The 16,780-nt window shown below is 74.5% G+C and carries 11 protein-coding genes; 9 read left to right on the top strand and 2 right to left on the bottom strand.

What is annotated here, in order from left to right; translation table 11 throughout:
- Nucleotides 1-88 precede the first annotated feature (88 nt).
- Complete coding sequence (locus tag AB0R04_RS23650; RefSeq protein ID WP_363374314.1) at nucleotides 89-1,663, top strand: DUF4192 domain-containing protein; 1,575 nt, start codon at nucleotides 89-91, stop codon at nucleotides 1,661-1,663.
- Between the two features lie 61 nt (nucleotides 1,664-1,724).
- Here the strand turns inward: AB0R04_RS23650 and AB0R04_RS23645 are convergent, their stop codons facing one another.
- A complete protein-coding gene (locus AB0R04_RS23645) occupies nucleotides 1,725-3,038 on the bottom strand; it encodes an alpha/beta fold hydrolase (protein ID WP_363374312.1) in 1,314 nt (437 codons plus the stop codon).
- A 765-nt stretch (nucleotides 3,039-3,803) separates the two neighbouring features.
- Here AB0R04_RS23645 and AB0R04_RS23640 point away from each other — a divergent pair.
- The 7 genes from AB0R04_RS23640 (at nucleotide 3,804) to AB0R04_RS23610 (ending at nucleotide 13,694) form a co-directional block, all read left to right on the top strand.
- Nucleotides 3,804-5,936 (top strand): glycogen debranching N-terminal domain-containing protein, encoded by a 2,133-nt coding sequence (locus tag AB0R04_RS23640; RefSeq protein ID WP_363374425.1) that lies wholly within the window; start codon nucleotides 3,804-3,806, stop codon nucleotides 5,934-5,936.
- Between the two features lie 106 nt (nucleotides 5,937-6,042).
- Nucleotides 6,043-6,801 carry an NUDIX domain-containing protein gene (locus AB0R04_RS23635; protein ID WP_363374309.1) on the top strand — a complete coding sequence of 253 codons (759 nt, stop codon included), beginning with the start codon at nucleotides 6,043-6,045 and terminating at the stop codon, nucleotides 6,799-6,801.
- Nucleotides 6,802-7,054: 253 nt separating this feature from the next.
- Nucleotides 7,055-8,521, top strand: coding sequence for an ATP-binding cassette domain-containing protein (locus tag AB0R04_RS23630; protein WP_363374306.1), 1,467 nt, complete (start codon nucleotides 7,055-7,057; stop codon nucleotides 8,519-8,521).
- Nucleotides 8,522-8,524: 3 nt separating this feature from the next.
- Entirely contained in the window at nucleotides 8,525-9,448 is a 924-nt protein-coding gene (locus AB0R04_RS23625) for a hypothetical protein (protein ID WP_363374303.1), read from the top strand.
- A 118-nt stretch (nucleotides 9,449-9,566) separates the two neighbouring features.
- Nucleotides 9,567-10,499, top strand: a complete 933-nt coding sequence (locus AB0R04_RS23620; protein WP_363374300.1) for a FadR/GntR family transcriptional regulator — start codon at nucleotides 9,567-9,569, stop codon at nucleotides 10,497-10,499.
- A 453-nt stretch (nucleotides 10,500-10,952) separates the two neighbouring features.
- Complete coding sequence (locus tag AB0R04_RS23615; protein WP_363374297.1) at nucleotides 10,953-12,590, top strand: RNA polymerase sigma factor; 1,638 nt, start codon at nucleotides 10,953-10,955, stop codon at nucleotides 12,588-12,590.
- 174 nt (nucleotides 12,591-12,764) lie between these two features.
- On the top strand, nucleotides 12,765-13,694 hold the full coding sequence (locus AB0R04_RS23610) for a serine protease (protein WP_363374294.1): 930 nt from the start codon (nucleotides 12,765-12,767) through the stop codon (nucleotides 13,692-13,694).
- Between the two features lie 193 nt (nucleotides 13,695-13,887).
- Here AB0R04_RS23610 and AB0R04_RS23605 read toward each other — a convergent pair whose 3' ends face one another.
- A complete protein-coding gene (locus AB0R04_RS23605; RefSeq protein WP_363374291.1) occupies nucleotides 13,888-14,121 on the bottom strand; it encodes a hypothetical protein in 234 nt (77 codons plus the stop codon).
- A 537-nt stretch (nucleotides 14,122-14,658) separates the two neighbouring features.
- On the opposite strand from AB0R04_RS23605, the gene AB0R04_RS23600 reads away from it, so the two are divergent.
- Entirely contained in the window at nucleotides 14,659-16,770 is a 2,112-nt protein-coding gene (locus tag AB0R04_RS23600; protein ID WP_063349360.1) for a DNA topoisomerase IV subunit B, read from the top strand.
- Nucleotides 16,771-16,780 lie beyond the last annotated feature (10 nt).

The following is a 16,780-nucleotide window of genomic DNA, read 5'->3' as shown; positions in this document are numbered from 1 at the left end:
ATGAGGGAAGCGGAAAACGAGGGCGGAGTTATCCACAGGAAAAGAGAAAAATCCGGTGCGTCTCTCGGATTGCGTCACGCTTCCGGTCATGAACGCCGCGAACAACCGGAGCGTCATGAACAACGGGAGCGTCATGAACAACGAGCGCGTCACCCTGTCCCTCGGCCCGTCCTCCGGCCACCGGCCGGTCACCATGCGCGGCCCGGCCGACATGGCCGAGCTGCTGCCCTACCTCCTGGGGTTCTACCCCGACGACAGCATCGTCGCGGTCGGCCTCCAGGGCCCCGACCTGCACCAGGGCGGAGTGATCCGGGCGGACATCCCGGAGTCGCCCGAGCAGTGGCCGGCCGCGGCGGAGGAGACGGCCGCCCTGCTGGTCGCCCTCTCCGAGCGGCACGGCGAGCGGCCCGTCCAAGTGCTCCTCTACCTCTGCCAGGATCCGACCACGGCGCACGCCCCTCCCGTGGTGGACGGCCTGCGGCCGCTGGCGGACGACCTCCGGGCGGCCTTCGGGCGCAGGGGCGTGGCCGTCAAGGAGTCGCTCTGCGTCTCGGACGGCCGCTGGTGGTCCTTCCTCTGCCGCCGCGCCGGGTGCTGCGATCCGGCGGGCAACCCGATCCGCCGTGCCCCCGGCCCGGGCCCGGCGGCCGCCGCTGCGGCCTTCGCCGGCCTCGCGCCGCGCGGCAGCCGGAAGGCGATCATCGGCGGGCTGGCCCCGATCGGCCCGCCGGGGGCGGACGCCCAGCGTGCGGCGCTCGCCCGGGCCGAGGCGGCCGAGGCCAACGGCGCTGACGGCGCTGGGGGCTCCGGTGGCGCGGCCGTCCAGGAGCAGGGCGCCGGCCTGCTCGACCAGGTCTTCGCCGAGTTCGCGGCCGGGGCCCGGGAGCTCGACGAGGATCGGGCGGCCCGGCTGCTGGTCGCCCTGCGGGACCGCCTCACCCGGGATCGCGGCGTCGAGTACACCCGGCCCGCCGAGCTCGCGCCCGCCGAGCGGCTCTGGCGCTTCCTCGCCCGGCGCGCCGTGCCGCCCTACGAGAGCTGCGCGGTGGCCCCGCTCACCCTGCTGGCCTGGGCCTCCTGGGTGGCGGGGGACACTGCGACGGCCCGCGTCGTGCTGGGCCACGTCCTCCGGCTCGACCCGTCCTACCTGCTGGCCGAGCTGCTGTACGAGTCGTTGAACGACGGTATGACGCCCGACGCGCTGCTCGCGGCAGTCGAGGCGCAGCGTCGGCGGCGCGAGGCGGGTGGGCCCGTGCCGGCGCCCGTCGGCGAACAGGGGCCGGCGCCCACCGAGGGCCCGGGTGGTGACCAGGCGGGCCGCAGTGGGCCGTCGGGGCTGCCCGGGCCGGCGGGGGCGTCACGCCGCCGCCGGACGGCCCGCCGGAAGGCCGCGAAGGCGGCTCAGGCCACAACGGCGGCGGCCGAGCGCGGCCCGGTCGGCCTGGTCGGCCCCGCTGAGCCGACGCCGCGTCCGGACGGTCCGGGCCCGCTCGCCCTGCTGCCGGCGCCCGGGTGCGCTCCGGTGCCCCGGCAGCGGTCCGCCCGGGGTCTGCGGCTCGGTCGGGCAGCGGTGTCCCGGGCCGCCGCCGTACCGTCGGCCGCAGGGCGCCACCGGTGCCGGGGCGTCCGTCGGGCGGCGAGGGGAGCCCACCACGCGCGCTGACCTCGCCGGGCGTCCGCCAGGGGCCGCCCGGAGCCTCGCCGCCCGGCCCGGGCGGGCTTCGCTAGGCCTCGCCGTGCGCCAGCTTGATCAGGCGGTCGAGCACCTTGCCGCCGCTCGCCCGAAGGCCGTCGTGCTCCCACTCATTGGTGATCCAGGTCCGCAGACCGCGCACCGCGCGGGCGGTCGCCAGCGAGTCGGCGGTGTCCACGTACATGTCGTCGTGGTAGACCGCCGCCACGACGGGGACGGTGTTGGCGGCCAGCCGCGCCGGGTCGTACAGGTCGGGCCAGTCGGTGCGGGCGGCCAGCAGGTCCGCGGTCTCCTTCAGCGGGCGCAGCGCCGGGTCGGTGTCGAACATCCAGGGGTAGATCATCTCCCCGGTGAACAGCACCGGTGCGCCGGAGTCCAGCGCGGCCCGGGCGTCGAACTGCGGGAACTCCTTGCGGACCCGCTCGGCCGACCAGGCGGTGCCGCCCTGGTCCACCGAGCGCTGGCCGTAGATCGACTCGTGCAGCACGGCGTACAGCGGGCCCTCCGCGAAGGAGAGCTTGGCCTGGGCACCGGCCAGGAAGGTGTCGGACAGCTCGGGGCCGGCCGCGCCGTCCACCCAGGCCTCCTCCAGCAGGTAGTGCAGGGTGCCGGAGCCGCTGCCGCCGCCGAGCATCAGACCGAGGGCCTGGAACGCCTCGACGGTGAGCAGTCCGCCGTCGGGCAGCGTCGCGGGGGCGGCGGCGAGGTGCGCGGCGATCCGCCGTACCGCCTCGACGTCCTGCGGGAACCTGGCGTAGTGGTCCTCGTTCTTGTGGACCACCCGCGGGTAGGCGGCGCGGTAGACGTCGTCCGCCGAACTGCCGAGGCCGGACAGGCCGCCGGTGATGAAGGCCTCGGCCAGGCCCTCGGGGGCGAAGGAGAGGTAGGTGAGGGTGCAGAAGCCGCCGAAGCTCTGGCCGAGCACGCTCCAGCGCCGGTCCGCGCCGAGCAGCTGGTGGCGGATCAGCTCGGCGTCCCGCACGATCGAGTCCGCGCGGAAGTGCGCCAGGTAGTCCGCCTGCTCCTGGGCACCGCCGCGCCGGGCGAGGGTCTGCCGGGTCGCGGGCGTGGAGCGACCGGTGCCGCGCTGGTCGAGCAGGAGCACCCGGTAGTCGTCGAGGGCGCGTTCCAGCCAGGCGTCGCGGCCGAGCGGGCGGGCGGCCTTGCCGCCGGGGCCGCCCTGGAGGAAGACCAGCCAGGGCAGGTCGGCCTGCTCGCGGCCGGTGGCCACCACCTCGCGGGCGTACACCTCGATCTGCTCGCCCTGCGGGTCGGCGTGGTCGAGGGGGGCCTGGAAGACGTGGTCGGTCGTAACAATCCCGGGCAGCCGGCTGACGGTGGACATGCAACTCCTCGGTCTCTGCTGGTCACAGCGGTCAGGTCGCGGCTCACGGGGTCACCGGGTGCGGGCGCCGCGACCCCCGCACCGTATCCTGACCGCGGTCGGGCACCGGTTCGACGGCCACCGCCCACTCGGCCAGGCATACGATGCCGGGCCGGGGCGGGTTGCACGGCAGGCCGCGGGCCGGGACGCAGCCGCCGCCACCCGACGGCGAGACCGCGCCGCCCTGGTGGCAGCCCGGTGACGGCCCGACCGTGACGGCTCGACGGCTGCGGCACGACCGCCCGGCGGGCCGGGCTCGACGGGCCGCACCCGTCGCCGGGCGTGACCTGGAGGCGGTGCGCGGCGTTCACCCCGGGGGGCCGGCGACCGGCCGACGCCCGTCCGGCGGCAGGTTCCGGGCGGACCGCCCGCCGAGCGGGGTGGCCACGGCGCCGGGGCACCGGAGCGTGCGGGGCCCGCTCGGGTCACCAGGCCCGGCTGTTGCCGCGGCCCACGGGCCGGGCGCCACCGGCGGGCCGGGCCACCGGACCTGACGACGCGCCGGGCACCGCGTCGGGCCCGACGCGAAGGCACGGCGCGCCGGTACCGGCCCGGTACCGCGCACCGCATGGCACGGCCCGGCACCGGGTACGGCCAGACACGGCACACCCGCCGACGGGGCACCCCGCCGGCCCGGCACCATCAGCACGCGATCGAGCGTGCTCGCGGCCCACCGGCCTGACCAGGCCACCGGACCGCCGAGGGGAGGAGAGTCCGGTGACCGCCATGAGGCCACCACAGGCCATGCCGGCCGAGAGCGTGGTCGGCGCGCCGAGACCGGTCGGCCGCCCCGACCAGGTCCAGCAGGTCCAGACGGCCGGACCGGCGGGGGCGTCCGTCGGCCCGAGTCGGCTCGCGGCCCCGCCAAGGCCGCAGCCTCCCGCCGTCCACCACGCGGTGCTCTGCGTCAACGCCCCCGCGATGGCCGCCTCCGGACCGGACGGTCAGCTGCGCGGCCACGGCCTGCACGGCTTCTACCGCAACGGCGTCCGGGTGCTCGCCCGGATGGAGCTACGCCTGGGCGGCATGGAGCCGCTGCCGCTCCAGGGCGCCCTGACCAGCACCGCGCAGGCCCGCTTCCTCGGCGCCGTCCGGCTCCCCGGCGACCTCGACCCGGACCCGGCGCTCACCGTCGAGCGGCTGCGCCACGCGGACGGAGTGGAGACCGTCATCGTGCGCAACACCGGCGGCCGGCCCGCCCGGCTGCCGATGGAGATCGCCCTCGGCACCGACCTCGGCCCGGTCGCCGAGATCGCCGCCGGGCACCGCCCGGCCGACCTGCCGGGCCAGGTGCAGTCCGCCGGGCTGCGCTGGGCCGGCCAGGCGCACAGCGCGGTGGTCAGCGCCAAGCCCTCCCCGCACGCGGTGCTGGCCGGGGCCGGGGTGCTCCGGTGGGACTTGGAGGTGCAACCCGGCGCCCGCTGGTCGGTCGAGCTGCGCGCCGAACTGGAGAGCACCACCCCCGGCCCGCGGCCGCCCGGCGGGCGGGGCACGGGCGTGCCGCTGCCCTGGGCCGAACCGGAGGTCCGCAGCGACGACGCCCGGGCAGCCCTGCTGGTCACCCGCTCCCTGGACGCCCTCGGCGGGCTGTTGTTCGCCGACCCGGACCGCCCGACCGACCTCTACCCGGCCTCCGGAGCGCCCTGGCGCTTCGGCCTCGCCCCGGCCGACGCGCTCTGGGCCGCCCGGCTCACCCTGCCGCTCGGCACCCGGCTCGCCGCCGGCACCCTCCGGGCGCTGGCCCGCCGTCAGCAGCCCGCCGCCGCCCCGGGCCGCACCGAAGGCCTGTTGCCCGGCGCCCTCCGGCACGGCGGCCCCGAACTGCCGCCCACCTGCACCGCCACCGAGGCCACCCTGCTGTTCGTCACCGTGCTGGCCGAGGCCTGGCGCTGGGGCCTGCCCCGCGCGGAGATCGCCGACCTGCTCCCGGCCGCCGAGCGGGCCCTGGCCGCCCTCCGTGAGGGCCTGGTCGACGGTTTCGTCACCGACCTCAGCCGTCCGGCGGAGGACCGCACCGCCCACCCAGTGGCCGCCCGGGCCGAGGTCCAGGCGCAGGCCCACCGCGCCGCCCTGCACGGCGCCGAACTGCTGGAGGCCTTCGGCCGCCCCGGCGCCGAGGAGTGGCGCGGCTGGGCCGCCGAACTGCGCGGGCGCTTCCGCGAGCGGTTCTGGATCGACGACCTCTCCGGCGGCCGCCCCGCCGCTGCGCTGGCGCCGGGCGGCCAGCCACTGCCGGCCGTCGCCTCCTGCCTGGTGCACCTGCTGGACACCGGGCTCGCCGCCGACGGCGGCCGGCACGAGAGCCTGCTGGACCGGGAACAGACCCGGCTGCTGGCCCAGCGCCTGGCCGCGCCGGAGCTGGACAGCGGCTGGGGCCTGCGCACGCTCAGCGCCAAGTCCCCCCGTTTCAACCCGCTGGGCCACCGCGGCGGCGCGGTGCGGGTCCACGAGACCGCGCTGGCGATCGCCGGGCTGGCCGAAGCCGGCCACGAGAACGAGGCCGGCGCCCTGCTGGAGGGCCTGCTCGCCGCGGCCGCCCACTACGAGGGGCGGCTGCCCGAGATGTACGCGGGGGAGCAGCGCATCCCCAGCTGCCCGCCGGTGCCGCACCCGGCCGCCTGCCGCCCGGCGGCGGTCTCGGCGGCCGGCGCCGCGCACGCGGTGTTCGCGCTCGCCGGGGTCCGCCCCGACGTGCCGGGCGGCCGGGTGCTGGTCCGCCCGGCCAGCACCGCTCCGCTCGGCGAGCTGGAGCTGACCGGCCTGCGGGTCGCCGGCGAGCCCTTCTCGGTCCGGGTGAGCCGGATCGGCGTGGCGATGGTCGAGGAGGCCTCTGCGGAGCTGCAACTGGTCGCCCGCTGACACCCCTGCCCGGGCCCGCCCGGCTCCGGCGACACCTCAGGCGGGCCGGGCGCGGTCCGTGTACGGGCCTGTGCTTATCGTCAGAGAGACGACTATGATCGTCGCCATGTCGCGCTACGATCCGTCGGCCTTCCCCCCGTTCGCTGTCACGGTTGACCTGGTGGTGCTGACGGTGCGCGACCACGCGCTCTGCGCCCTGCTGGTCAGACGCGGCGAGCCGCCGTTCCAGGGGTACTGGGCACTGCCCGGCGGCTTCGTCCGCCCGGACGAGGGCCTGGCCGAGGCCGCCTCCCGGGAGCTGGCGGAGGAGACCGGCCTGCGCGCGCACTCAGCCCCCGGCCACGAGGCGGTCGGCCTCGGCGCGGCCGGTGCCCACCTGGAGCAGCTCGCCACCTACGGTCACCCGCAGCGCGATCCCCGGATGCGGGTGGTCAGCGTCGCCTACCTGGTCCTCGCCCCCGACCTGCCGACCCCCCGGGCCGGCGGCGACGCCAGCAGCGCCCGCTGGGCCCCGGTCGGCGAACTGCTCGGCCAGAGCCCGGTCGACGGCGTCCCGCTCGCCTTCGACCACGGGCTGATCCTCGCCGACGGCGTGGAACGCGCCCGCTCCAAGATCGAGTACTCCTCCCTCGCCACCGCCTTCTGCCCCACCGAGTTCACCGTCGGCGAGCTGCGCCGGGTCTACGAGGCGGTCTGGGGCGTGGTCCTGGACCCGCGGAACTTCCACCGCAAGGTCACCGGCACCCCCGGCTTCCTGCTGCCCTCCGGCGGCACGACGACCCGTCAGGGGGGCCGTCCTGCCCAGCTGTTCACCGCGGGCGGCGCGACCGTCCTCAATCCGCCCATGCTGCGCCCGGAGTCCTGACCCGGCCCCCGCCCCCGCCCCCGCCCCCGGCCCCGGCCCGTCGCCGACTCCCCCCGACCCGGGAATCGCAGGATCGGATTGTCCCCTGATCGGGTGAGGTGGGTGGCCGACGGGCCCGCGCCGCTCCCGTAATGCCCGGAATCTCCGCCACCGGCCCCTAATGTGCTGGCGCGGGGCCGTGCCGGCACGCGCCAACACACCAGGGGGCGCCCCGCGTCGGGCAGGTCGGCCGAGGGCATGGGAGCAGGCAGCGATGATCCAGATCACCGGACTGACCAAGGTCTACCGCAAGGGCGCGCCGCCCGCGGTGCTCGATCTGACCTTCGACGCCCGGCCCGGCATGGTGACCGTGCTGCTCGGCGCCGAGGGCGCGGGCAAGTCCACCGCGCTGCGGCTGATGCTCGAACTCGAACGCGGCCAAGGCGTCACGCTCTTCGACGGCCGCACCTACCGTCGGCTGCGCCGCCCCGAGCGGGAGGTCGGCGTGCTGTTGCCCGGCCCCGGGCCGGGCGCGGCCGCCGTGGCGGGCCACCCGGGCCGCAAGGCGCACGGCCACCTGCGGATGCTGGCCGCGGCGGTCGGCGCCCCTGCACAGCGGGCCGACGAACTGCTGGAGCAGACCCGGCTGGCCGCCGTCGCCGGGCAGCGGCTGCGCAGCTTCTCGCCCGGCATGCACCGCCGGCTGGCCTTGGCCGCGGCCTTGCTCGGCGACCCCGGCACGCTGCTGCTGGACGCGCCGACCGAGGGCCTGTCCCCGCGCAACGTCGAGTGGTTCCACTCCTTCCTGCGCTCGTTCGGCGTCGCCGGCGGGACGGTCCTGGTGACCACCCGCACCCCGCAGGAGGCCGCGCAGCTCGCCGACCGGGTCATCACACTGGACCGCGGCCGACTGGTGGCAGACCAGCTGGTGGCGGAGTTCCGCCGGACCAGGCTCAGCCCCGAAGTGGCCGTCCGCGGGCCGCAGATGGCGCGGCTGGCCGACCTGCTGGTCAGTCAGGGCGCAGAGGTGCGACGGGACGGCGGCGCGGGCCTCGCGGTGGCGGGCATCGACCGTACCGAGATCGGTGAACTCGCCTATCGTCACGGCATCCTGCTGCACGAGCTGGCCGACCGGGTGGTCGAGCAGCCGGCGCCCCGGGCCGCCCTGCCGGTCGCGTCGGGCCGCTCCGGCCACCTCCGTGTCCAGTCCGGCCCCACCGCTGCCGAGCCGGGCCCCGAATCCGGCCCCGAGCCCGCTCAGGAACCGGCCTCCGACGCCCCGGCCGTCACCGTCCCGCGCCACCGGGGCGCCCGTCGCCTGGAGGCCCGGCCGGCGGCCGCCCACCACCGGGACGAGGCGGCGCTGCCCACCCGCGCCCTGCCGGCCGCCTCGGCCGCGACCGCCCTGTCCGCCCTCGGTACCACCCCCCGCCAGGCCGAGCTCGCCGAGTCCACCGAGCCCACCCCGACCGTCGCCGTGGAGCGGCTGTTCCGTGGCGGCCCCGGTGTCCCGGCCAGATCCGCGTCGGCCCTCGCCCCGACCCCCGTCCCCGCCCCCGCTGCCGGCGCCGGGGAGCCCGCGCCCGCCCCGGCCAGGGGCCGCCGCGAGAGCGCCGCCGACCTGCTGACCGACGACACCGTCCGGCTCGGCCGCCCGGCCCAGGTCCAGGCCCAGGTCGCGCCCCCGGTCCCCGGCGGTCCCGTCAGCCCCGCAACCCCCGACGACCACCGGAGCGAGTGAACCGTGCGTGTCCTGGCCTACGAGCTGCGCCGCCTGCGCGGCCTGCGTTCCACCTGGCTGTTGCTCGCCGCCGTGCTGCTGTGCGACGCCGTCACGGCCGCCGTCCTGGCGAGCCAGGCCCCGGCCGGCCCGCTGGCCGCCCCGGCCGGGGTGCGGTTGCTGACCGCCGCCGTGCCGCTGATCCCGCTGCCGTTCGCCGCGTTCGGGGCCGGCGTGCTGGGCGCGCTCTCGTACGGGCACGAGGTGCGACACCCGGGGCTGCCGGCCTCCCGGGTGTCGTACCCGCGGCGGGTGCGGCTGCTGCTGGCCAAGCTGCTGGTGGTCGGTCCCGTCGCGGGGCTGCTGGCGCTGGCGACCCTGCTGCTCGACGCGGTGGCGGTGCAGCTGGCACTGCCGGGCGGGGTGACGGTGGCCGCCTGGGCGGAGCCCTCGGCCTTGTCGGACCAGGTGTCGCAGGCGCTGGCCGCCACCGGGCTGTCCGGCCTGGCAGACGTGCCGGGCCTGGCCGACCTGCCGGGCGTGTTCGCCCCGGTGGGGCTGGCGGCCGGCCACGGGGTGCCGGCGGCTCTGCTGGCCTTCGTCCTGCTGACCGTCGTGGCGGGCTGGACCGGGGTGCTGACGGCGTCGCTGACCCGCAGCGCCTCGGTCGGGGTGCTGCTGTTGTGCGCGCTGCCGCCGCTGCTGGAGTCCGGTGTGGCGCTGCTGCTGCGGGAGACCGGCAGGCCGTGGCCGACCCGTGCGGCCGAACTGCTGCCGTTCCAGTCCGGCGTCGAATGGGCCTACGGCTGGGTTTACCGCGGGGGGCACGAGGCGGCGGCCGGGAGTGCGGCGCTGACGGATCCGACCCTGCTCGTGGCGGTGGCGGCGCCCGCGGCCGTCCTGCTGCTCGCGGCGCTCCTGGTGCAGGTCTGGCGGCGCGCGCTCTGACGCCGGGCGCCGAGGGGGTGGTCGCGCCGAAGAATCAAGATCGACCAGCAGTGACCGTAATGCGCGGTTCTTCCTGATAAGAAGTCAATTATCCAGTCGCGGTCGATCACCCTTTCGTGTGCTTTTCACGAGAATTCTCAAGCTGCGCCTGCCGATCGCCGACAAAGGAGCTGTGAGTACCCTTGCGCACCCCACCATGACCCCCGCCCGTTCCGCCGACGGACCCATCCACGGCCCCGGCGATCTGGACCGCTTCTCGTACGCCGACCGGCCGACTCCGCCGGCGCCCCGCTGGGAGGGCGCCGAGTCCGATCTCGCCCGGGTCGGCCGCAAGACCACCAGCAGCCGCGGTCGCGGTCTGCACGGCCAGCTGGTCCAGCAGCTCGGCCAGATGATCGTCTCCGGCGACCTCGGTGCCGACCGTCCGCTCGTGCCCGAGGAGATCGGCCAGCGGTTCGAGGTGTCCCGCACGGTCGTCCGCGAGTCGCTGCGCGTCCTGGAGGCCAAGGGCCTGGTCAGTGCCCGGCCGAACGTCGGCACCCGGGTCCGCCCGGTCGCCGACTGGAACCTGCTGGACCCGGACATCATCGAGTGGCGCGCCTTCGGCCCGCAGCGGGACGAGCAGCGCCGGGAGCTGTTCGAGCTCCGCTGGGCGATCGAGCCGCTGGCCGCCCGGCTCGCCGCCGGCCACGGCCGGGAGGACGTCCAGCAGCGGCTGGTCGAGCTGGTCGAGATCATGGGCCACGCCGCCGCCCAGGCCGACGTCTCCACCTACGCCCGGGCCGACGCCGAGCTGCACGGCCTGATCCTCCAGATGGCCGGCAACCGGATGCTGGAGCACCTGTCCGGGATCGTCGCCGGCGCGCTGCAGGTGTCGGGCGGCCCGGCCATCTCCTGCGAGCGCGCCTCCGAGTCCTCGGTCAGCCTGCACGCCCGGCTGGTGGACGCGCTGGGCACCGGTGACGGCACCGCGGGGGAGGCCGCGATGCGGGCGCTGCTCACCGTCCACCCCGAGATCGAGCCGTCCGTCCCCGCCCCTCGGGAGCACTGAGCGGGCTGTTCCGGTGAGCGGGCGCCCGTCCGTCCTCCGTTCCTCCAGGGCCCTCCGGCCGCACCCGCGCGGCGCAGCCGGAGGGCTTCTGCACGTCGGCGGTCCGACCCGGACGCGTAATGCCCAGTCCATGACAACAGGTTTCGGCGTGGGTGAGCGATGATGGATTCCGGCCCCGTGGCCGTGGGCGCCGAGTGGTGTGACCCGCGACACGAAGGCCATGCGTAACACTTGACGAGTAGCAGCGATGTCTCCTGAGCGGGGGCAGCTCCGGAATACTTCAACATGTCACAATGCTGTGTTGGTCCGCGGCGCTGCTGCCGTCCTGCAAACCCAGTCCTCAAGCCCGAGTCGGTCGGAATCGACACCGCGCGTCCGACGCGCGATTTCCTTCCCCGCCCGCTCGGGCGGCCGGTACGGGTTCGAGTCCACTCATCGTCCGAGAGGTTGTTCGTGTCGGCCAGCACATCCCGTTCACTTCCCCCCGAGATCGCCGAGTCCGCAGCTCTGCTGGCGCTCATCGAGCGGGGCAAGGCCCAGGGGCAGATCGCCGGTGACGACGTGCGCCAGGCGTTCGAGGCGGACCAGATCCCGGTCACCAAGTGGAAGAACGTCATGCGCAGCCTCAACCAGGTGCTGATTGAGGAGGGGGTGGATCTCATGGTCAGCGCGGCCGAACCGGCTGGCGCCAAGCGCAAGAGCGTTGCTGCCAAGAGCCCCACCAAGCGCACCGCCACCAAGGCTGTCACCACCCGGAGCCCGTCCGCCTCCACGGCCCTGACCAAGCCGCCCGTGCGGATCGCGCCCGGTGCGCCCGTCGCGGCCCCGGCCGTTGCGGCCGCCACGGCGTCCGCCCCCACGGTGTCCGCCGGGATCACCTCGGAGACGACCGGTGTCGCCTCCGAGCTGAAGACGGTCGCGGCGAAGAAGGCGGCCCCGGCCAAGAAGGCCGCCGCCAAGAAGGCCGCCGCGCCGGCCAAGAAGACCGCCGCCAAGAAGACCGCCGCCAAGGCGGGCAAGGGCGACGAGGAGCTCGGTGGCGAGGAGGAGCTGCTCGAGGACGTCGCGCTGCCCGGCGACAAGGCCGGCGAGGAGGCGGAGCCCGAGGAGGAGTCGCAGGGCTTCGTGCTCTCCGACGACGACGAGGACGACGCGCCGGCCCAGCAGGTCGCCGTCGCCGGTGCCACCGCCGACCCGGTCAAGGACTACCTGAAGCAGATCGGCAAGGTCCCGCTGCTCAACGCCGAGCAGGAGGTCGAGCTCGCCAAGCGCATCGAGGCCGGCCTGTTCGCCGAGGACAAGCTCTCGGCCGCCGACAAGCTCGCCCCCAAGCTCAAGCGCGAGCTGGAGATCATCGCCGAGGACGGCCGCCGCGCCAAGAACCACCTGCTGGAGGCCAACCTCCGCCTGGTGGTCTCGCTGGCCAAGCGCTACACCGGCCGCGGCATGCTCTTCCTGGACCTGATCCAGGAGGGCAACCTCGGTCTGATCCGTGCGGTCGAGAAGTTCGACTACACCAAGGGCTACAAGTTCTCCACCTACGCCACCTGGTGGATCCGCCAGGCGATCACCCGCGCCATGGCCGACCAGGCCCGCACCATCCGCATCCCGGTGCACATGGTCGAGGTCATCAACAAGCTGGCCCGCGTCCAGCGCCAGATGCTCCAGGACCTGGGCCGCGAGCCCACCCCGGAGGAGCTGGCCAAGGAACTCGACATGACCCCCGAGAAGGTCATCGAGGTCCAGAAGTACGGCCGTGAGCCGATCTCGCTGCACACCCCGCTCGGCGAGGACGGCGACAGCGAGTTCGGTGACCTGATCGAGGACTCCGAGGCGGTCGTCCCGGCCGACGCGGTCTCCTTCACCCTGCTCCAGGAGCAGCTGCACTCGGTGCTGGACACCCTCTCCGAGCGCGAGGCCGGCGTGGTCTCGATGCGCTTCGGCCTGACGGACGGTCAGCCGAAGACGCTCGACGAGATCGGCAAGGTGTACGGGGTCACCCGTGAGCGCATCCGCCAGATCGAGTCGAAGACCATGTCGAAGCTGCGCCACCCGTCGCGTTCCCAGGTGCTGCGCGACTACCTGGACTGATCCGGCCGGTACGGTCGCAAGCGTGTGACGAAGGCCCGGAGCCCCACGGCTCCGGGCCTTCGCCGCTGTCCGGGCCCGGGCGGGTCAGCGTCCGGGTGGCCGTTGTCCCTCGTCCGGGTGGCGGTGCGGCGGGAAGCGGTCGCATCGCGTAGTCGATCACCTACGCTGTGGCGGTTGCCTGCTGCCGAGCCGACTGGAGTCACGGTGCTGCCCAACCCGGACCGCGCTGCCCTGCCGACCCCCGCCCCGCCCCCGGCGAGCCCGGCGGCCGCCCGTGCGGGCCGTCGCCGACGGGCCGCCGTGCTGGCGCTGCTGGCCGCCGTCCCCGTCCCGCTGGTCGCGCTCGGTGCGGCCGGTCCGGCCGGGGCGCAGCGCCGGGTGGTCGGCGGCACCGCCGAGACCACCGCCGACCACCCGTGGGTGGTGGCGCTGTCCAGCCGCCAGCAGTTCGGCAGCGGCCGCTCCGGCCAGTTCTGCGGGGGAGCGCTGGTCACGCCGACCAAGGTGGTGACGGCCGCGCACTGCTTCTACGACGAGTCCCGGGGCGCCAAGGTGGACCGGCCGGGGCTCAAGGCCGTCATCGGCCGGGACGACATGCGCAGCTCGGCCGGCCGCGAGGTGCTCGTGCGGTCGGTCTGGATCCACCCCGACTACTCCTTCACCGCGAACCTGAACGACGTCGCCGTGCTCACCCTCGCCGACCCCCAGGACTCCCGGCCGGTGATCGACCTGGTCGGCCAGGGCGAGACTGAGCCGTACGCGGCCGGGACCGCCGCGCGGGTCTTCGGCTGGGGCGACACCACCGGGCGCGGCGACTACTCGCCCACGCTGCGCGGGGTGGAGGTGCCGATCATCGCGGACCAGACCTGTGCGCAGGCCTACCCGGGCGGGCAGGACGGCAAGTTCGACGCCCGGGGCATGGTGTGCGCGGGCGAGGAGAAGGGCGGCAAGGACGCCTGCCAGGGCGACAGCGGCGGCCCGCTGGTCGTCGGCGGCCGACTGGTCGGCCTGGTCTCCTGGGGGACGGGTTGCGCCGAGGCGGCCCACCCGGGCGTCTACACCAGGGTGGCGTCCGTCGCGGATGCGGTGCGCTCGGTGCTGTGAGGGCCGCCCGGGCCGTTGCCGGTGGCCAACTGGTCACGTTCTGAAGCTACATCGCTGCGGAGCGTGCCGGTCTCCGGGAACAGCAGAGCCGGGCGACCGGCCCCCGAGGGGACCTGTCGCCCGGCTCACCGGTCGCGCGTGGTGCGCGACCGGACACACAGCTCGACGCCGACTGCTGGTGTGGCGCCTTGGATCAGCGCTCTTCTTCGGCGGCCGGGGCGTTGGTGGTGCCGCTGAGACGGCCGCTCTCGTCCTGTATCTCCACGGCGATCTTCTTGAGCTCGGGCTCGAACTTCCGGCCGTGGTGGGCGCAGAAGAGCAGCTCTCCGCCGCTGGCGAGTACGACGCGCAGGTAGGCCTGGGCGCCGCAGCGGTCGCAGCGGTCAGCCGCGGTGAGCGGGCTCGCAGGTGTCAGAACAGTAGTCACGTCGCCTCTTCTCTAGCTCGACGAGCTGTCGTACCAGGGTCAACATCCAACCAGGCCGAAAACGTTCCCGCTCGTGGCTTTTCTTCTCTGAGGATTCTGCTGTGTTGATGAGGACGTGCCCCGGGGGCCGGTGGTTCATGCGTACCGAATCCCAGGATCCGCCCGTCCCTCGAACGCCCGATCGGGACCGGGTGCGAGGTCCGCGTAGCATAATCCTCTGCCGGGTTGGAGCATAAGCCCCGTCCCGGGCCCCGGTAGCCTGCATAACGGCAGTTCCGGAGCCTGTGCCAGGCCCCACGATCCGCCAGGGCCGGTGGTACCGGGAGGAGATGGCGCCCCGGGGTCCGGATACCGGAGCGGTCCTTGTTCGCGCAGCGCGTACAAGCTGCGCGGGAGCGGCCCGCCGTGCTGTGCACCCAGCGGAGGGGTGCGAGCACACCGGGCGACGGCTGTCGGTGCGGCGTGCTGCACTGGCGGATGGTCCGGATGCGTCCGGATGTGACCGATAAGACAGAACTTCACCGAGGAGAGTGCCGCGTGAGTGCCGAAACGACCGTGCCGTCCGCACTGCTGGCCGGCGACGACGGTTCCAACTACACCGCTCGGCACCTGCTCGTCCTGGAGGGCCTGGAGGCGGTCCGCAAGCGCCCCGGCATGTACATCGGCTCGACGGACAGCCGCGGCCTGATGCACTGCCTCTGGGAGATCATCGACAACTCCGTCGACGAGGCGCTGGGCGGTCACTGCGACCGCATCGAGGTCCTGCTGCACCCGGACTCCTCGGTCGAGGTACGAGACAACGGGCGCGGCATCCCGGTCGACGTCGAGCCCAAGACCGGGCTGTCCGGCGTCGAGGTCGTGATGACCAAGCTGCACGCCGGCGGCAAGTTCGGCGGCGGCTCCTACGCGGCCTCCGGCGGCCTGCACGGCGTCGGCGCCTCGGTGGTCAACGCCCTCTCCGCCCGGCTGGACGTCGAGGTCGACCGCAGCGGACACACCCACGCGATCAGCTTCCGCCGCGGCACCCCCGGCATCTTCACCGAGGCCAGCCCGGACGCGCCCTTCGAGCCCGCCAACGGCCTGACCAGGGCCCGCAAGGTGCCCAAGGCCCGCACCGGCACCAGGATCCGCTACTGGGCCGACCGGCAGATCTTCCTCAAGGACGCCCGGCTCTCCCTGGAGCACCTGTACAGCCGCGCCCGGCAGACCGCGTTCCTCGTCCCCGGCCTGACCATCGTCGTGCGTGACGAGAGGCTCACCGAGAGCGAGCAGGTCGAGGAGTCGGTCTTCCGCTTCGACGGCGGCATCGCCGAGTTCTGCGAGTTCCTGGCGCCCGACAAGCCGGTCTGCGACGTGCTGCGGTTGCACGGCGAGGGCACCTTCAAGGAGACGGTGCCCGTCCTGGACGAGCTCGGCCACATGACTCCCACCGAGGTCACCCGGCAACTCGGCGTGGACATCGCGCTGCGCTGGGGCGCCGGTTACGACACCACCCTGCGCTCCTTCGTCAACATCATCGCCACCCCCAAGGGCGGCACCCACATGACCGGCTTCGAGCGCTCGCTGGCCAAGACCGTCAACGAGGCGCTGCGCGCGGCCAAGCTGCTGCGCGTCGCCGAGGACGACATCACCAAGGACGACGCCACCGAGGGCCTCACCGCGGTGGTCACCGTCCGGCTCGCCGAGCCGCAGTTCGAGGGCCAGACCAAGGAGGTGCTCGGCACCTCGGCGGCCAACCGGATCGTCGCCGCCGTCGTCGCCAAGGAGCTCAAGGCCTTCCTCACCTCGGCCAAGAAGGACCAGAAGCTCCAGGCCCGGGCCGTGCTGGACAAGGTCGTCGCGGCCGCCCGCACCCGGGTCGCGGCCCGCCAGCACAAGGAGGCCCAGCGCCGCAAGACCGCGCTGGAGACTAGTTCGCTGCCGGCCAAGCTGGCCGACTGCCGCAGCGACGACGTCGACCGCAGCGAACTGTTCATCGTCGAGGGCGACTCCGCGCTCGGCACCGCCAAGCTCGCCCGCAACTCCGAGTTCCAGGCGCTGCTGCCGATCCGCGGCAAGATCCTCAACGTGCAGAAGGCCTCGGTGAGCGACATGCTCAAGAACACCGAGTGCGCCGCGATCATCCAGGTGATAGGGGCCGGTTCGGGCCGCACCTTCGACATCGACCAGGCCCGCTACGGCCGGGTCATCTTCATGGCCGACGCCGACGTCGACGGCTCGCACATCCGCACCCTGCTGCTGACGCTGTTCCACCGCTACATGCGGCCGATGGTCGAGCAGGGCCGGGTCTTCGCCGCCGTGCCGCCGCTGCACCGGATCGAGCTCACCAGCCCCAAGCGCGGCCAGGAGAAGTACCACTACACCTACTCCGACGCCGAACTGCGCTCCACCCTGCTGGAGTTCCAGCGCAAGGGGCAGCGCTGGAAGGAGCCGGTGCAGCGGTACAAGGGCCTGGGCGAGATGGACGCCGACCAGCTGGCCGAGACCACCATGGACCCGCGCCACCGCACGCTGCGCCGGATCAACCTGGGCGACCTGGAGCAGGCCGAGCGGATCTTCGACCTGCTGATGGGCAACGACGTCGCCCCGCGCAAGGAGTTCATCGTGGACTCGGCGGCCACCCTGGACCGCTCCCGCATCGACGCCTGAGGCCTTCGGA

Source organism: Kitasatospora sp. NPDC056731 (assembly GCF_040687675.1).
Lineage (GTDB): Bacteria > Actinomycetota > Actinomycetes > Streptomycetales > Streptomycetaceae > Kitasatospora.
Note: the sequence above shows the minus strand (reverse complement) of the source record. Positions and strands in the feature narration are given on the sequence as shown.